This is a genomic window from Cohaesibacter marisflavi, assembly GCF_963665895.2.
Taxonomy (GTDB): domain Bacteria; phylum Pseudomonadota; class Alphaproteobacteria; order Rhizobiales; family Cohaesibacteraceae; genus Cohaesibacter; species Cohaesibacter marisflavi.
The window spans coordinates 1,267,409-1,285,235 of sequence record NZ_OY762534.1; the positions used below are offsets into that span (position 1 = coordinate 1,267,409).

Annotated in this window: 10 protein-coding genes; all 10 read right to left on the reverse strand. The window is 51.8% G+C overall.

The window, feature by feature from the left end; translation table 11 throughout:
• Window position 1: 1 nt before the first annotated feature.
• The gene (malQ, locus tag ACKPCT_RS06880) at window positions 2-2,068 is read right to left on the reverse strand and encodes a 4-alpha-glucanotransferase (protein ID WP_319568769.1); all 2,067 of its coding nucleotides are present in this window, start codon (window positions 2,066-2,068) and stop codon (window positions 2-4) included.
• Window positions 2,065-4,164, reverse strand: a complete 2,100-nt coding sequence (glgX, locus tag ACKPCT_RS06885) for a glycogen debranching protein GlgX (protein WP_090074737.1) — start codon at window positions 4,162-4,164, stop codon at window positions 2,065-2,067. The genes malQ and glgX overlap by 4 nt, the downstream gene beginning before the upstream one ends.
• A 29-nt stretch (window positions 4,165-4,193) precedes the next feature.
• Window positions 4,194-5,627: a glycogen synthase GlgA gene (gene glgA / locus ACKPCT_RS06890; RefSeq protein ID WP_319568770.1), complete on the reverse strand. Its 1,434-nt coding sequence runs from the start codon at window positions 5,625-5,627 to the stop codon at window positions 4,194-4,196.
• Window positions 5,628-6,893 (reverse strand): glucose-1-phosphate adenylyltransferase, encoded by a 1,266-nt coding sequence (gene glgC / locus ACKPCT_RS06895; protein WP_090074735.1) that lies wholly within the window; start codon window positions 6,891-6,893, stop codon window positions 5,628-5,630.
• Between the two features lie 46 nt (window positions 6,894-6,939).
• Window positions 6,940-9,144, reverse strand: a complete 2,205-nt coding sequence (gene glgB, locus ACKPCT_RS06900; RefSeq protein WP_090074734.1) for a 1,4-alpha-glucan branching protein GlgB — start codon at window positions 9,142-9,144, stop codon at window positions 6,940-6,942.
• Window positions 9,145-9,357: 213 nt separating this feature from the next.
• Window positions 9,358-11,745: a glycogen/starch/alpha-glucan phosphorylase gene (locus ACKPCT_RS06905; RefSeq protein WP_319568771.1), complete on the reverse strand. Its 2,388-nt coding sequence runs from the start codon at window positions 11,743-11,745 to the stop codon at window positions 9,358-9,360.
• 719 nt (window positions 11,746-12,464) lie between these two features.
• Window positions 12,465-14,174 (reverse strand): ABC transporter ATP-binding protein, encoded by a 1,710-nt coding sequence (locus ACKPCT_RS06910; RefSeq protein WP_319568772.1) that lies wholly within the window; start codon window positions 14,172-14,174, stop codon window positions 12,465-12,467.
• A 17-nt stretch (window positions 14,175-14,191) separates the two neighbouring features.
• Entirely contained in the window at window positions 14,192-15,109 is a 918-nt protein-coding gene (locus ACKPCT_RS06915) for an ABC transporter permease (RefSeq protein WP_090074731.1), read from the reverse strand.
• 34 nt (window positions 15,110-15,143) lie between these two features.
• On the reverse strand, window positions 15,144-16,127 hold the full coding sequence (locus ACKPCT_RS06920) for an ABC transporter permease (protein ID WP_175528155.1): 984 nt from the start codon (window positions 16,125-16,127) through the stop codon (window positions 15,144-15,146).
• 96 nt (window positions 16,128-16,223) lie between these two features.
• Window positions 16,224-17,813, reverse strand: a complete 1,590-nt coding sequence (locus ACKPCT_RS06925; protein ID WP_090074729.1) for an ABC transporter substrate-binding protein — start codon at window positions 17,811-17,813, stop codon at window positions 16,224-16,226.
• Window positions 17,814-17,827: the final 14 nt, after the last annotated feature.

Consider the following 17,827-nt stretch of genomic DNA (forward strand, 5'->3'; position numbering starts at 1 on the left):
CTCAGAGACTTCGGCCGCTCTCTTTCATCATATGTGCTACCTCATCAAAGGCTTTGTCCTTAGGCAGATCCTCCAGCTCCAGTGAGCATTTTCTGCGCCAATTCGGATGCTGATCGACGGTCCCGGGCAGGTTCTGTGCTTCTTCCTCAGCCAGAATATCATCCAGCTGCACAGCCAACATCGCGACCGGTGAATGCGCCAAACTCCCATGGATCGTGTTAAAGAGATGATCAAAGCTCAAATCGCCATGTGTGCTTTCATCCGGATCCAGTTTGGCGAGTTCCGCGACATCGTGCGCACGCGCTTCCAAAGCTGCGGTTGAAGGATGCTCAGAGCCCCTGATCCGGTCCCGCCACTTGATGTCACATCCAGAGATGAAGCCCTTGAGGGTTGGCGTATCATGGGTGCTAAAGCTGGCCAGACTGAATTCTCTTAGTTCGTTGGGATGCTTGAAACGGCCATCGGGCCATTTTTCATATTGCAGGACCGAGTAGCCATAAATGCCATGCGCTTGCACAGCATCGCGGAAACCGTCTGGCACCAAGCCGAGATCTTCCCCGATTACAGCCGTATTGGAAGCATCTGCCTCAATGGAGAGAATGGAAAGGAATGTATCGAGTGGTTGAGTCACATACGCTCCGGGTATGCCACCATCAGGTATCCAGAAGCTTCGGTTCAAACCGAGCACATGATCAATACGCAGGACGCCTGCATATTGCATGGCGGATCGATAGATGTTGCGTAGAGACTTGTATTTGTTCGCGGCCAGCTTTTTGGGCGCATAGGCGACGAGGCCCCAGTTCTGACCGTCAGGCCCTAATTGATCAGGAGGCGCGCCTAAAGAAATGCCCTGAGCGACACTGTCATGCTCGCACCAGCTTTCGCCGCCTCCGCGACGCGCGCCAACGGCAAGATCCAGATAGAGCCCCAAGCCACCATTGCCGCTTGCCCGTTGCTGTGTTTGGGTCAGCTGCACACTTGCTATCCATTGGAGCCAGACATGGAAGTCAATCCGCGCAGCATACAATTCTCTGGCAGCACGTATGGCATCTTCTTGGCGATCTCTAAACTGCACCGGCCAGCGGTGCCATTCAGGGCCGTAATGATCTGATAGAGCCTCATAGAGCGCGAAGCGTTCAAGATAAGACCCTTTCTCAGCTCTGAAGGCCGCCAAAGCGTCGAGAGATGCCTGATCTGCATGAGCAAGGAAGAGCGAATGTAAATCGCGCAATGCCGCATTGTGACATACGCGATGGGATTGATATTCGACCTGATCAGTTGCTCTCAACTCAGTCCATTGCGTTTCCACGGCCTGCAACAACGCATGAAGTTGAGGAGTATCCTGCATGCCGCAAAACCGATCAATCGCGATATGCTGGGTGTTCAGAAAGCCCCGGTGCGTCGGAGAATAGGGACTCATGGCATATCGATCTGAAAAGCCCAAGGCGTGCACGGGATTTATGCCGACAAAACTCCCGCCAAGGGATTGCACATACTCGGAAAACTGAGCCAGGTCTTCAAAATCACCAATGCCGGAATTGCGATGTGACCGGAAGCCATATAACGGCGCATTGATACCCCAAACGCGGCCTTTGCCCGTCAATTGCTCAACGGATGGCGCTGTAAGCGGGGCAGTGATAAGCGTGACGATTTCGACTCGCCCACCCACTTCACAAACCAGCTCATGGATTCCTGATGGCAAGGGTGGCAGGGAGATATGCGTGTCGGCAATGCCACACAAGGCTTCATCCGGTATGCCGCTTCTAACCTCGTCAGAAAGGTCTTCATCCAACTCGATGTGCCAACGGGCACCAAGGCCGAAATTGCACTGATAATCAAAGCCGGTACCGGTGATCAACTCACGAGGAAACCATCGATCCTGTTCGGCCACCACATAGGCGTCAATGGCCTCGTCGATCATTGCATCATTGTCCAGATGCAAGCCATTGGCGCGCAGAAGGGCCAACTGAGTTTCTGCTGACGTCTGAACCAGATTGCCGTCAAAATCGTTGTAAGCAGTGTGAATTCCAAAAAAACCAGCAAGAGCGTTCAGCTTGTCTTGATTCATGTGTTTGCAGTATCCGCTTCTAGTATCAGGGCAACGACGGAGGAACCCGAAATTTCGGTGGAATCCTGCTGTGTTTCCAGGCTCGGGTGTTGGGTTTGTTGTGCCGTATCCAAGGCCCTGACCCAGCGAAATCCATCTGGACAGGAGGGCAAAACAACACTGGCAGCAACATTGCTGCGGTTAAAAATTATAAATACAACATCATTGTCTTTTTCATATGACGGTGCTTCAGCAGAGCAACGCAAGGTGAGACAGAAGCTTGAGAGGCTTGGGTCGCGCCATTTGAGCGAGAAGCCACCAAAATCAGTCCATTCCACGTCTCGCAGATCGTCCTGTTGACGCTTGGCACCATGCAAAAAGCGGTCCTGACGCAAAGCCTTGTGCTCGCGCCGGAAGCTACTCAGGTAGCGCACGAACTCCATCAGGTCATTGTCGGCATTGGCCCAATCAACCCAGCCAATTTCGTTGTCCTGACAATAGGCGTTATTATTGCCCTTCTGGCTATTGGCAATCTCGTCGCCCGCCAGCAACATTGGGCTACCCTGACTGAGAAACAGTGTAGCCAGAAAATTCCGCTGACGGCGTTTGCGACGCGCAAGAATGACCGGATCTTTCGTATCGCCTTCAGTGCCGCAATTGTCACTATAGTTGGCGCCATGGCCATCCATGTTGCTTTCACCATTCGCATCATTGTGGCGATTGTTGTAGCGGGTGATATCGGCCAGCGTAAAACCGTCATGGGCAGAAATGAAATTAACCGAAGACCAGGCGCGGCGCCCTGCCCGATCGAATTTGTCAGCCGAGCCGAGCAAACGGGAGGCCAGATCTGGCGTTGTTTGCGGATCACCTTTCCAGTATCGACGTGTGGTATCTCGATAGCTGTCGTTCCATTCGGAGAATTCAGGCGGAAAGCCACCAAGACGATAGCCACCCGGGCCAATGTCCCATGGCTCCGCGATCAGGCGCACGGTGGAGAGAATGGGATCCTGTCGGATGGCATCAAGGAAGCCGCCGTAAAGATCAAAGCCATAGTCTTCTCGAGCAACCGTCGTTGCCAAATCGAAGCGGAAGCCATCAACCCCCATACAAAGCACCCAGTAGCGCAAGGAATCCAGAACCATACGCAGAACATACGGGTGCGAAACATTGACCGTGTTGCCACAGCCGGTATCATTGACATAATAGCGTGGCTGGCCAGCAATCAGGCGATAATAGGTCGCATTGTCCAAACCGCGGAAACAAATGGTAGGACCATTCTGGTCGCCTTCTGCGGTGTGGTTGAACACCACGTCGAGATAGACCTGTATTCCGGCAGCCTTTAGCTTTTGCACCATGGCTCGGAAACCGACAATACCATCAGGCCCCAGATACCGTGGCTCCAAAGCAAAGAAACCGATGGAATTATAGCCCCAATAATTGACCAGATTCTTGTCGAGCAAAAATTCGTCGTCAAGAAAATGGTGCACCGGCATCAACTCAACGGCTCGTACATTGATCGACAACAGGTGATCAATCATGGCATCACTGGCGAGCCCTTCATAGGTGCCGCGCAAACTCTCTGGCACATCAGGGTGAAGTTTGGTGAGACCTTTGGCATGGGCCTCATAAATTAAATCACGCCCATCCATGACAGGCGCCTCAGTTTGCAGAAAGTCATTAAGTGCCGGATCCGAAACGACGGACTTCGGAACGCAAGCCGCGCTATCTGCAGCGCCAAAGGTCAAGTCTCCACCGCTTGCGCCTTTTTGATATCCAAACAGGGTCGCCGACGGGGTCCATTTCCCGAAAATCTCGCGCGTATAAGGGTCTAGCAACAATTTATTGGAATTGAAACGATGCCCCTGCTCTGGTGCATAGATGCCGTGTGCGCGATAGCCATACAGCGTTCCCGGCTGTAAACCATGTAGATAGCCGTGCCAAACCGGTCCTGTTCTTTCGGGCATAGATATCCGGTCGATCTCTTTCGTCCCGTCATCGGAAAACAGGCAGAGATCGATCTGACTCGCATTCGCAGAAAAAACCGCAAAGTTGGTGCCCTCACCATCATAGAAGGCACCCAGTCGATGTGGAGTTCCATGGGATATCTTGTATTTCATCAATGATCGGTCCTACTGGGCACAGTCATTCAAATGAGCGACTTGTACAGGTCTGCATATAGCTCGGCGGATTGGTTCCAACCCACCTCTTGCGACATGGCGCGTCGCATCATTGCCTTCCATTTCTTGGTTTCGGAAAACAGGTCACATGTCCGATGGATGGCCAAATCAAGGGCTTCAACTGTCGTCGGTGCGAACTGGATACCTGTAGCGCATTTGGTCGCTAGAGCGGCAGCATTGGCGTCGATAACCGTATCAGCAAGGCCACCCGTATGCGCAACGACCGGGATTGTGCCATAGCGCAAGGCATAAAGCTGTGTCAGACCGCAGGGTTCAAAGCGCGAAGGCACGAGAATTGCGTCCGCGCCCCCCTGGATCTTGTGTGCCAAATCTTCGCTATAACCGATTTTAACCGCAATATTTTCCGGTGCATTCTGTGCTGCATTGAGACACGCTTCTTCGAGCCGTTTCTCACCCGTTCCGAGGACAAGAAGCCGCGCTCCACGCTCGACAACGGTCGGAATGACTTCCATAAGCAGGTCGACACCCTTTTGGGTTGTCAGGCGAGAGACAATCCCGAACAAAGGCGCATCAGGATTGCTTGCCAAGCCATATTGCTGTTCAAGCCATTCCCGGTTGGCTGCTTTGCGCTTTAGGCTTTTGGCGCTGTAGGTCTTTGTCAGACTGGGATCTTCCTGCGGGTCCCATACACTGAGATCGATACCGTTTAAGATTCCGACAAGGTCGCTTTTTCGGCTTTTGAGAAGACCTTCCAATCCCATTCCGAATTCAGGCGTCAGCAGCTCATGGGCATAGGTGGGGCTTACCGTGGTGATCTTGTCTGCAAAGGCCAATCCGCCTTTTAGGAAACCGGCATGCCCCCAATATTCAAAACCATCTGGGTTGAACATATCGCCCGACAATCCCAGAGTTTGTACGACACTGCCATCAAACAACCCCTGAAATGCGATATTGTGGATTGTCATGACCGACGGAGGCGCTTCTCGGCCGGATTGCTTCATATAGACAGGAACGAGGCCTGCTTGCCAATCATGAGCATGGACGACATCAGGTTTCCAACCGCCAATGCCATCCAAGCCGATTTTAGCACCAATCAGTGATAAGGCCCCAAAACGAATGGGATTGTCTTCCCAGTCGAACCCCTCTTCATCAAGATAGATGGTCCCCTTCCTGTCATAGAGATGGGGTGCTTCCAACAGCAGAAGATTAAGCCCTTTGGCCCGCACGGATATGACGCGTGCAGGGCCTCCAAACAGATCTTCCAATTCGAGCAGAACATCACCATGTTGAGCCCAACCACTCACATCAGGATAGGCAGGCAAAAGAATTTTGATCGTGTGATCAAGCTGTTCGAGAGCCTTTGGTACTGATCCGATTACATCGGCCAGACCGCCGGTTTTTACGAATGGTGAGCATTCGGAAGCAACAAATAAAATGTTCATCTATAGGTCCAATCTGTCAATCATGGACTGGGTGATTAGGCAAATGCCCTTTTCAGTTCTGCGGAACCGTTTGGCATCAAGTTCAGGATCTTCGCCGACAACCAGACCCGCTGGTATTTTGACGTCGCGATCAACAATGACATCCTTGAGCTGTGCCTTTCGATTGATTTCGGCATATGGCAACGCCACGACACCACTCATTTTCGAGAATGAGTGTGCTTTTACGCCTGTAAAGAGCAGGCAACGATTAAGGGATGAACCTGAAATGATACAACCGCCGGATACCATTGAAGAAACGGCCTGACCACGACGGCCCTCTTCGTCATGAATAAATTTGGCTGGTGGCGTCAGCTCCTGATGCGTCCAGATCGGCCAATCATTGTCGTAGATATCCAACTCCGGAATAAAGTCCGTCAGGTCGATATTGGCTTCCCAGAAGGCATCTACGGTTCCCACGTCACGCCAATATGGTTTCGTTTCCAGTCCGGAACGAATGCAAGACCGGCTAAATGGATGGGCGATAGCTTTGCCACCCTTGACCAGCTTAGGGATGATGTCCTTACCGAAATCGTGATGCGTATCGGGATTGCAGGCTTCCTCGCGCAGAATGTCATAGAGGAACTTCGCCTCGAACACATAGATTCCCATGGATGCCAGAGCGCGTTCAGGATCGTTTGGCATCGCAGGTGGATTTTCGGGTTTTTCGATGAAATCTAAAATGCGATCATCTTTATCGACTTTCATCACGCCGAACGCCTTGGCTTCTTCCAGAGGCACTTCAATGGAGCCGACCGTCACATCCGCACCCGTTTCTACATGCTGACGCACCATCAAGGCATAGTCCTGCTTGTAGATGTGATCACCGGCGAGAATGACAATGTATTTGGGGCCATAGCTCTCCAGAATGTCGATATTTTGATAAATGGCGTCCGATGTGCCCTGATACCAAGCTTCGTCATTCATGCGTTGCGATGCGGGCAGAATGTCGAGAAACTCGTTACGTTCTTCACGCAGAAAGCTCCACCCCCTCTGCAGATGGCGGATCAAACTGTGGGCCTTATACTGGGTCGCAATACCGATACGTCGGATACCGGAGTTCACGGCGTTGGAGAGAGCAAAGTCAATGATGCGACTCTTTCCGCCGAAATACATGGCAGGTTTTGAGCGCTTATCCGTGAGTTCCTGCAAGCGGCTGCCCTTGCCGCCAGCGAGAATGAATGCCATCGATTGATTGGCAAGTTTCGACGTTTCACGATCGAGTTTCATAAAATGCTCTCCCCACTTGTGATTGTTGACACACGTTCAAATCCGTTCAGGCTTGCTCCAGTTGAAAATAGAGCGTTGAAAGTGGCGGCAAGGTCAGTGAGAGCGAAACATCGCGTTCATGCGAACCAATATTCTCGGTCTCTGCTGCGCCCAGATTGCCACGTCCACCGCCTGCATAAAGGCTTGAATCCGTGTTCAGAATTTCCACCCATCGACCCGCCTTGGGCACACCAAGGCGATAGCTCTGACGCTCAACCGGCGTCATGTTGCAAACCACCAGAACCGGTGCATCGCCCTCATCGCCATATCTAATCCAGGCAAATACGGAATTTTCAGCAGAATGGCATTCGATCCACTCAAATCCTTTTGGATTGCTGTCATTCCTATGAAGTGCAGGAACCTCGCGATAAACGCGGTTCAGGTCGCGCACAAGCGACTGCACACCACGCTGGAAGTCATATTGAAGAAGATGCCAGTCCAGACTTTCATTGTGGTTCCATTCTTCCCCTTGCGCGAATTCGCCACCCATGAACAGCAGCTTCTTGCCCGGGTGCCCCCACATGAAGCCGAAATAGGCCCGTAGATTCGCGAACTGATCCGCCGGGTAGCCGGGCATTCGGCTTAGCAAAGAGCCCTTGCCATGGACGACTTCGTCATGGCTAAGCGGAAGAATGTAATTTTCGGAAAAGGCATAATGCATTCCGAAAGTCATATCGTGATGATGATATTTGCGATGCACAGCCTCATGGGACATGTAGCGCAACGTATCATTCATCCAACCCATGTTCCATTTATAGCCAAAACCCAGTCCACCATGATTGGTTGGAGCACTCACACCTGGAAATGCCGTAGACTCTTCGGCAATCGTCATGATGCCAGGGGCTTCGCGATAAGAGGTAATGTTGGTGTTACGCAGAAAATCGATAGCTTCGTAATTTTCGCGTCCACCATCTTTGTTGGGAATCCATTCCCCGTCCTTGCGCGAATAATCCCGATACAGCATCGAGGCCACGGCATCCACACGCAAGCCATCGATATGATGTTCATTGAACCAGTAAAGCGCGTTGGCGGACAGGAAGTTGGAGACTTCGCGGCGACCATAGTTGTAAACGAGCGTGTTCCAGTCCGGATGAAAGCCTTCGCGGCGGTCTTCATGTTCATAAAGCGCCGTGCCATCAAAGCGGGCAAGACCGTGAGGGTCTTCAGGAAAATGCCCCGGCACCCAATCTATCAGCACACCAATGCCTGCAGCATGGAACGCTTCCACCATGTCACGAAACTCTTCCAACGTGCCGTGACGAATGGTCGGTGCAAATAGACCAACAGGCTGATACCCCCAAGAACCATCGAATGGATATTCCGAGATTGGCATCATTTCGACATGAGTGAAGCCCATATCCTTGACATATGGAACCAACTGTTCGGCCAGTTCTGAATAAGACAGCGGCCGGTTCCCTTCGTCTTTGACGCGGCGCCAAGACCCCAGATGCACTTCATAGATGGAAATCGGTTTGTCAATTTTTGTCGTCTGCTCGCGCCCCTGCATCCATTCGTCGTCTCGCCAGTCATGACCATCAAGCTTACGAACGATTGAAGCGGTGCGCGGAGCATGTTCCGAGCCAAAACCAACGGGATCAGCCTTCAATGGAAGCAGTTGGCCCTGACGATCAAGCAGCTCATATTTATATGCCTGCCCCTCGCCCACTTGTGGAATGAAAATTTCCCAAACACCGGTTACCCCACGCGGACGCATGGCATGGCGCCGGCCATCCCAGTTGTTCCAGTTGCCTACGACAGAAGCGCGGCGCGCATTGGGAGCCCAGACAGCGAAATGCGTCCCTTCGACTCCATCATGGGTAATGACATGGGCCCCGAGTACTTTCCAGAGCGACTGATGGGTTCCTTCACCCAGAAGATATTCATCTAGCTCACCGATAACGGGACCGAAACGGTAAGGATCTTCCTGAATCCAGACATGATCCCCAACGCGGGCCCGGATCTTATAGGCAAACCACTCTTTCTTGCCTGCAATCGGCTTGGCGAACAGATCTGGCGCGACATCATCGCGTTCCAGTTCCTCAATCAGTGCGCCAGTTTCGTGGTGGATTACTTCTACTTCGCATGCGCCGGGAATGAAGACCCGAACAACAAGCTGGTCTTCCCATTCTTGCAGCCCCAAAACCGAGAATGGATTGCTGTGAACACCATTCTGAATGGCCTGAGCGTCTCTTTTTGAAGTATATGTCGTCATCGCCCTGCTCCCCCTTTGTTACTTTTACGCTAGAGCATGTGATCCGCAAATGGAACTGCCAGTTGGGTAGTATCCCTTTGTTTTTTTAACCTAGAATTTCATACCGCCAATTTGTCGCAGGAGCTGATATTCTTTATAAAATCGGATTCTAGTTATAATTCTAAGACCCCGACGGCAAAGGCTCAAATTTCGCCGTCGGGTCATTGTTAGCGGTTAGCGCTCATAAAGAGATTTGGCGCCCCAGATATCTTTTGCATAGCCTTTGATGGTGCGATCCGATGAGAACCAGCCCATATTGGCCGTGTTCAAAATCGTCTTGCGGGTCCACTCCTTGGTATCGAGATAGGCTTTATCGACTTTACGCTGCGTATCGAAATAGTCGTCGAAATCACAAGTCACAAGGAAGTAGTCGCTCTCATACATCATCTGCACGATTGAACCGTAGCGATGAGGTTCATCAGGCGAGAATACACCGCTGGCGATCTGGTTCAGCACACGGTAAAGACGCGGGCTGGCCTCGATGGCGCGGCGGGAGTATTCGGGCTGATGACGGCGTTCCTCAACCTCTTCTGCGGTCAAACCGAACAGGAAGAAGTTTTCCGCCCCTACATGGTCGCGAATTTCGACATTGGCACCGTCCAGTGTGCCAATCGTCAAGGCACCGTTCAACGCAAATTTCATATTCCCCGTGCCTGACGCTTCCTTGCCGGCCGTAGAAATCTGCTCGGACAGATCTGCCGCTGGCATGAGGATCTCTGCCATGGACACATTGTAGTTTTCGGGGAATACGATCTGCAGATAGTCCTTCGTTGCCGAGTCATTGTTGATGACGGTAGCGACATCATTGATCAAGTGAATGATCTTCTTGGCCACTTCATAACCCGGAGCTGCCTTGCCACCAAAAACCTTGACGCGTGGCGTCCAGTCTTTAGTCGGGTTCTCCTTGATCTCGTTCCAGTAGGCCACGGCTTCGATCAGGTTCATCAGCTGACGCTTATATTCATGAATACGCTTCACCTGAATATCGAGCATTGCGTTTGGATCAATCTGAATATCACGAATATCAGAGAGCCAGTTGATGAAACGCCGTTTATTCTCGAGTTTCGCCTTATGGAATTCTTCCTGGAATGCGGCATCGTCGGCGTAGGGCGCCAGACGTTCCAGCTGTTCCAGATCATCCGGCCATTCAATGCCGATGGTGGAGTTGATCAGATTGCGAAGCGGTTTGTTGCAGTCATATAGCCAGCGACGCGGCGTGATGCCGTTGGTCTCGTTGATAATCCGTTTCGGATAGACCTTGTGCAGATCGCCAAAGACGGTTTCCTTGACCAGCTCGGTATGGAGAGCCGAGACGCCATTGACGTGGGTTGCCATGATAAAGGCCAACTCACCCATATTAACGTTGCCATCCTTGATGATACGGATGTCCGACCCGGTGTCTTTAAGATGCTGATCCTGAATGATTTCAATGATGCGATAATGACGCGGCAGAATGCGTGCGAATAGATGCTCAGGCCACCGCTCCAGCGCCTCAGGCAGGAGCGTGTGGTTGGTATAGCCAAGGCATTTGCGAGTGATATCGATGGATTCATGGATTTCGATGCCATGAATATCTGTGAGCAAACGCACCAATTCGGGGCCTGCGATGGCCGGGTGCGTATCGTTGAGCTGGATCGCTGCCTTTTTGGGCAAATCGCGCAGATCATCGTTGGTGGAACGATAGCGCCGGATCAGATCCTGAATGGAAGCAGAGGTAAAGAAATATTCCTGCTTCAGACGCAACTCTTTACCGGTGTCTGTGGTGTCATCGGGGTACAAGACGCGGGAAATGGTCCGCGCCAGAGCTTCCGGCGCACTCGCCGCAAGGAAATCGCCCCGGTTGAAGCTCTCAAGGTCGAATGCGCGGGTCGGTTTAGCGGACCAAAGACGCAAGGTGTTGCACCAACGTGCTTGCCAACCAAGGGCCGGAGCATCATAAGCCTGAGCCTTGACGGTTTCTGCCGGATACCAAACAGCACGACCATCTGTTTCGCTCACATGACCACCAAAGGCGATAATATAGGCCACTTCTGGGCGTTCGAACTCCCACACGTTGCGCTGAGCGAGCCAACCTTCAGCCGTCTCCACCTGCGCCCCATTTTCAAAATGCTGTTCGAACAGGCCGTGTTCATAGCGAATGCCATAGCCATGAGCCGGAATGCCCAACGTTGCCAGGGAATCGAGGAAACAAGCCGCCAGACGGCCCAAACCGCCGTTGCCGAGCGCGGCATCGGGTTCGTTGGCCACAATGGCGTCATAGTCCTGCCCGAACTCACGCATCGTTTCGCGGGCGACATCTTCAAATCCGAGGTTGATCGCCACATCTTCAATGAGACGCCCGATCAGAAACTCCATCGACAGATAATAAACGCGTTTTGCGTTGCTGTCATAGGTTTTGCGGGTGCTATCAAACCAAGGGTCAACGACGATATCGCGCAGAGCCAGAGACAGGGACATACGCCAATCATAAGGCGTTGCATGCCCTTGATCCTTACCGAGAGAATATTTGAGATGCCGGAGAACTTCTTGCTTTAGCTTGATTTGGAAAATCTTTGTGTTCATGAGCCCGAACGTCCAGTTGTTATATAGCCATTGGCGATACCGGAGGCTGTCCTCCAGATGTCAGTATGCAATCATGATACCTTATTGCGCATTCATGCTTTAAAAATCGCAAACTAATGCCTTCTTACGCGCTTGATATGTCACAAAAGTATACAGATGCCTTGTTTTCCACGGCAGGTACCGTCAAAATTTGAACTACTAAAAACTATCGTCAAATGCTTCTGCATAAAATACAAGCACTGTGGTTGAATCGGGGCAAAAATGGCAACTTTTAAGCAAATGCCTTCGCTCTTTGCGCATCAAGTGAGCAGAAATATTGGCAGTTTTCCCCAGTCAGGAAAAATCTCTCTGCCATTCTAGCACGTATCTCACCCTTTGAAAGAACCTTCAAATTTCCCCTCAGGTTTCAACGTCACCTTTCAATGTAAAGTTATAACACCCTAACAAGGGTGATTCGCCACCCCCAAATTCCAGAAATCTTTTCGGTTTCGAAAGCATGCTTTTTAAGCTTGAGAAACGCAATTCCCTGGCCGGTCATAACGGTGCCGAAAGGCACATGAAGCATTCGCACGCTACGCAAAAACATGCTTCGGACTTCTGCGAAGGGCAAACATCAAAGGAGAATTTTAACTGAACCGCATCACTGCTTGCATTAGCCAATAAAAAAGCGCAGCCAAGGCCGCGCTTTTTCGCAAGAGCATTCAATGTCATTTGTTTGATCAAGCCGCTTTTACATTGCTGAGCTTGGGCATCAATTCGAGCAAATGCTGCGAATATTCATGCTGCGGATTTTCGAACAGCTGCTCGGTGTCTGCTACTTCCAGCAATTGGCCATGTCGCATAACGCCGACCTTGTCGCACATCTGGCGAATAACCGGCAGGTCATGGCTGATGAAGAGCATGGTCAGGCCCAATTCCGCTTGCAAATCCTTCAATAAATTGAGGATCTGGGCCTGAATGGACACGTCCAGTGCAGATGTCGGTTCATCACAGATCAGGAAGCGAGGCCGTGTCGCCAATGCGCGAGCAATGGAGATACGCTGACGCTGTCCACCCGAGAATTCATGCGGATATTTGAGCGCCGCTTTGTCGCCCAGACCAACATGATCGAGCAAATCACGCACGATGGTTTCCGTTTCTGCCCGAGAGCTTGCCAATCCGTGGAAACGGATCGGCTCGGCAACGATATCCAGAACCTTCTTGCGTGGATTAAGCGAAGAAAATGGATCCTGGAAGATCATCTGCATCTGGCGGCGGAAATAGTCGCGCTTTTTCTCTGTCGTAATCTGGGTCAGATCCGTGCCGGCAAAATAGATGCTGCCTTCCGCTGGAGTGTAAAGGCCGGAAATCATGCGAGCGATGGTTGATTTACCGCTACCACTCTCTCCAACGAGGCCAAAGATCTCGCCTGAGTTGATTTCGAAGTTGGCGTCTTTTACCGCATCGAAATATTCCCGCTTGCTCTTGAACATAGAGTTTTTGGTCAGGAACCGCATATAGAGATTCTCGACGTGAATAAGCGGGCCCGTATAGTGGTCACCAAAGTCACGCGCCTGACCCAGCCAATGGTTGGCAACATCAAGGCTCTTTTTGGCATCACCGGCAGACTCGATATATTCGACCAGAGGAAATCGATCCAGACGCTTGTCTGGACGTGGCACAGCGCTGATTAGGCTCTGAGTGTAAGGATGGTCCGGATCACCAAGAATCTTGGCCGTCGGCCCCTCTTCCACCAGATTGCCGCGATACATGACAGCAACGCGGTCGGTCACATCAGCAATCACCCCCATGTCATGGGTAATGATCATCATGCCCACATTCTTCTCGATGCAGAGCTTCTTGATCAATTCAAGGATCTGGGCCTGAATGGAGACGTCCAGCGCGGTTGTCGGCTCATCGGCAATGATCACTTCCGGTTCAGCACACAGAGCCAGAGCAATCACCACGCGCTGTCGCATGCCGCCAGAGAATTGATGCGGATATTGTTTGACCCGATGGTCTGGATCGGGAATACCGACCTGCCGGAGAAGGTCAACGGCACGTTGTTGGGCTTCATTCTCATTCAGATCGAGATGCAGCAAGATGGTTTCCACCAGTTGCTTTTCGATGGTCTGAAGAGGATCGAGCGACGTTAGCGGATCCTGAAAGATCATGCCAATGCGCTTGCCACGCAGCTTGCGCTTGGCATTGTCGCTGAGATTATCGATGCGCTCGCCCTGAAGATGAACTTCACCCGCAGCCATACGCCCGGGAGGCTCAAGTAGGCCGATTACGGCATTGCCGATGGTAGACTTGCCGGCACCGGATTCCCCGACCACGCCCAGAACTTCACCAGGATTGACATGCAAATTCACCTTGTCCACGGCAACCATTGTGCCGCGACGGCTGGGGAATTCGATACGGAGATCTTTTACTTCCAAAAGAGTCATAATTGATCCACCTCGCCTTATCGCAGTTTCGGATTGAGCGCATCACGCAGCCAATCACCAAGAAGGTTCACGGCAAGGACGAGCAGGATGAGAGCAACGCCGGGGAAGATCGTGATCCACCACTCTCCCGAGAAGAGATAGTCGTTACCAATACGGATCAAGGTGCCCAGCGATGGAGTGGTCGGCGGAACGCCAACACCCAGAAAGCTCAATGTCGCCTCGGTGATGATGGCAAGGGCCAGATGGATCGTCCCAATAACGAGAACCGGACCGGTTACGTTTGGCAGAATGTGACGGAACAGGATCGTACCCGGGCGAATGCCGATGACGCGCGCCGCCTGTACATATTCCTTGCCCTTTTCCACCATGGTCGCTCCACGCACCGTACGGGCATATTGCACCCAACCGGAGATACCAATGGCGAAGATCAACACATAGACCGCCAACTCATCATGCAATTCGCGTGGGAAAATACCGCGCGCGACACCATCAATCAGCAATGCGATCAGAATCGCAGGGAAGGACAACTGAACGTCAGCAATACGCATGATGAAGGTGTCTGTGCGGCCGCCAACATAGCCACTGACGAGGCCGAGCCCGACACCGAGTACAACAGAGAAGGCAACCGATGCAAAGCCAACCAGAAGCGAAATACGGGCACCATAAAGAATGGTCGAAAGAATGTCGCGTCCCTGATCGTCCGTTCCAAGCAAGAAGCGGATATCGCCATCAAACTCGTTCCATGCCGGAGGCAGGTTGGAATCCATAATGTCGATCGCAGCAAGATCGAATGGATTGTGCGGAGCAATCCAGGGGGCGAAGATGGCTGCCAGAATGATGAGAAGTGTCACCACTGCAGACAGGATAACGATTGGCGAATGGGAGAAGCTGTACCAAAGGTCGCCGTCAAAAAACCGTTTCAGGGCTTGTTTCATTGGAAGAATTCCTGATTTACCATTGGGACACCTCTCATCGACCACTTGATACGCGGTCTACGCGCAAGCGCGGATCAACGAGGAAATACAAAACGTCAACAATCAGGTTGATGACCACAAAGAACAGGGCAATCATCACCAGATAGGCCGCCATAATAGGAATATCGACGTCACTGATGGCCTGAATGAAGAGAAGCCCCATACCCGGCCACTGGAAAACACTTTCGGTAATGATCGCAAATGCGATAATGGAACCGATCTGCAGACCGGTAATCGTGATCACCGGAACGAGCGTATTTTTCAGGGCGTGGCGATAATTGACAGACCGTTTGGGCAGCCCGCGTGCTCTGGCAAACTTGATAAAATCCGTACGCAGGATTTCCAGCATTTCAGCCCGAACAAGACGCATGATCAATGTCATCTGGAACAGCGCCAGAGTAAAGGCTGGCATGATGATGGATTTGAGGCCGGATTCGGTGAGCAAACCGGTGGACCACCATCCAAGATGGACGACATCTCCGCGTCCGAAAGTTGGCAGGACGCGCCAAACGACACCAAACAGCAGGATCATCAAAATACCGATAAGGAAAGTCGGTAGAGACACACCAATCAAAGATCCTGTCATGATCAGTTTTGAAATGATGCTGTCTCGATGCAAAGCTGTATAGACCCCTAACGGGATTCCCAACAACAAGGACATCAAGGCCGAAATGAAAGACAGCTCCAACGTTGCAGGCATACGCTCGGCAATCAGATCGCTGACAGGCTGTTTATGGTGATAGGAAAGACCGAAGTCTCCCTGCACCGCCTTGCCGACAAAACGTCCGAATTGCACGATAAATGGATCATTAAGACCAAGCTGTTCTCGCAATTGCTCACGCTCTGCAAAGGTCGTGTCCTGACCAACCATATTGCTGATTGGATCGCCGACATAGTTGAAGAGCGCAAAGGCTACGAATGCCACGGTCAGCATAACCAACACACTTTGCAGCAGCCGTTTCACGATGAATGAAATCACGGAATTTGCTCCCTGAGATCGAGTTGTTTGCCTGAAGATCATCTCCAAGCAAAAACCCGGGCATTCTGCGATGCCCGGGCGATGTTGTTGTTATTGTTATTCAGGAAGAACAACGTTGCGGAAGTCGAGAACGTTGTCGGCGCGCTGCGGCACGGTGACACCTTCGCGAACACCCCAGGAAAGAGGCTGCTGGTGCAGTGGCAGATAGCCAACTTCGTCTTTGACGATCTGGAATGCTTCGTCGATCATTGCCTGACGGGTTGCAGGATCGGTTTCTTTGCCTATCTCGTCAGTCAGTTCATCGACGCGAGCATTGGAATAGTGACCCAGGTTGAACATGCCTTTCTGAGCGTCTTTGTCGACAGAATGCATCAGGTTCAGGATGGCGTTGTGCGCATCGATGGAACCAGGTGTCCAGCCAAGCAGGTAGAAACTGGTGTCAAAACCACCTGTTGCAAGGATCTTGGCGAAATATTTGGACTTTGGCTGAGCGTTCAGGTCAACCTTCACACCAACTTTAGCCAGCATGGAAGCAACAGCCTGACAAACCTTCTCGTCGTTGACATAACGGTCGTTCGGGCAATCCATACCAACTTCGAAACCATCAGGATACCCGGCTTCTTCAAGCAGTTTCTTGGAGAGTTTCGGATCATAGCTATATGGCTTGGCGATTTCAGCATTGAAGCCGTTGATCTGCGGAGCAATCAGAATGCCAGCTGGCGTGGAAGAACCGCGCATGATCTTCTTCTTGATCGCATCAAGATTGATCGCATGAGCAAAGGCTGCACGCACTTTCTGATCTTTGAACGGGTTCTTGCCTTTGATGTTGGAATAGAGCAGCTCGTCGCGCTCCTGATCCATGCCAAGGAAGATCGTGCGGGCTTCAGGTCCGGTCAGCGGAGCAACGCCTTCTGCTTCATCAAGACGTTTCCAGTCCTGAACAGCAACCGGGTAAACCAGATCCATTTCGCCGGAAATCAGAGCAGCAACGCGGGTGGAAGCCTGCGTGATCGGAGTGAACTCGACTTCCTTGACGTTTGACTTGATGTCTTTCCAGTAGCCATCAAAACGAACCAGTTTGGTTTTCACGTCTGGCTGACGCTCGACAACCATGAATGGGCCGGTGCCGTTTTCATTGAGGTTGGCATAGTTGTTCGTGTTGGTGTCGCTTGGGCTGGTGGCTTCGAGCGTGTCGTGTTCTTCACTCCACTCTTTATCCATGATGTACAGGAAGGTAAGATCCTGCATCAGAACAGCGTTTGGCTGACCAGTGGTTGCCTCGATTGTGTAGTCATCCACTTTGGTCATGCTAGCGATCTGACCTGCGCGACCACGAAGGTCGGAGCCGTCGGTCTGGGCACGTTCCCAAGAGAAGATGACGTCATCAGCAGTAAAGTCGTTGCCGTTATGGAACTTGACGCCTTCACGCAGATGGAAGATCCATTTGTTTGGTTCCGGGTTTTCCCAAGACGTGGCCAAAGCCGGGATAAGCTTCAGATTTTCGTCATAAGCGGTTAGGGCTTCGTAGAAGTTTCCCTGGAAGCCGAGCGTAAAGGTCTCGTTGAGGCTATATGGGTCCAAAGAGCCCATGTCGCCCTGAAAGGCATATTTGAAAGTCTGTGCTTGCGAAGGAGCGGCGATTGCAAGGGCGCCGATAGCAGCCGCTACCAACAGTGATTTTCTCATTAATGTCATTTGCT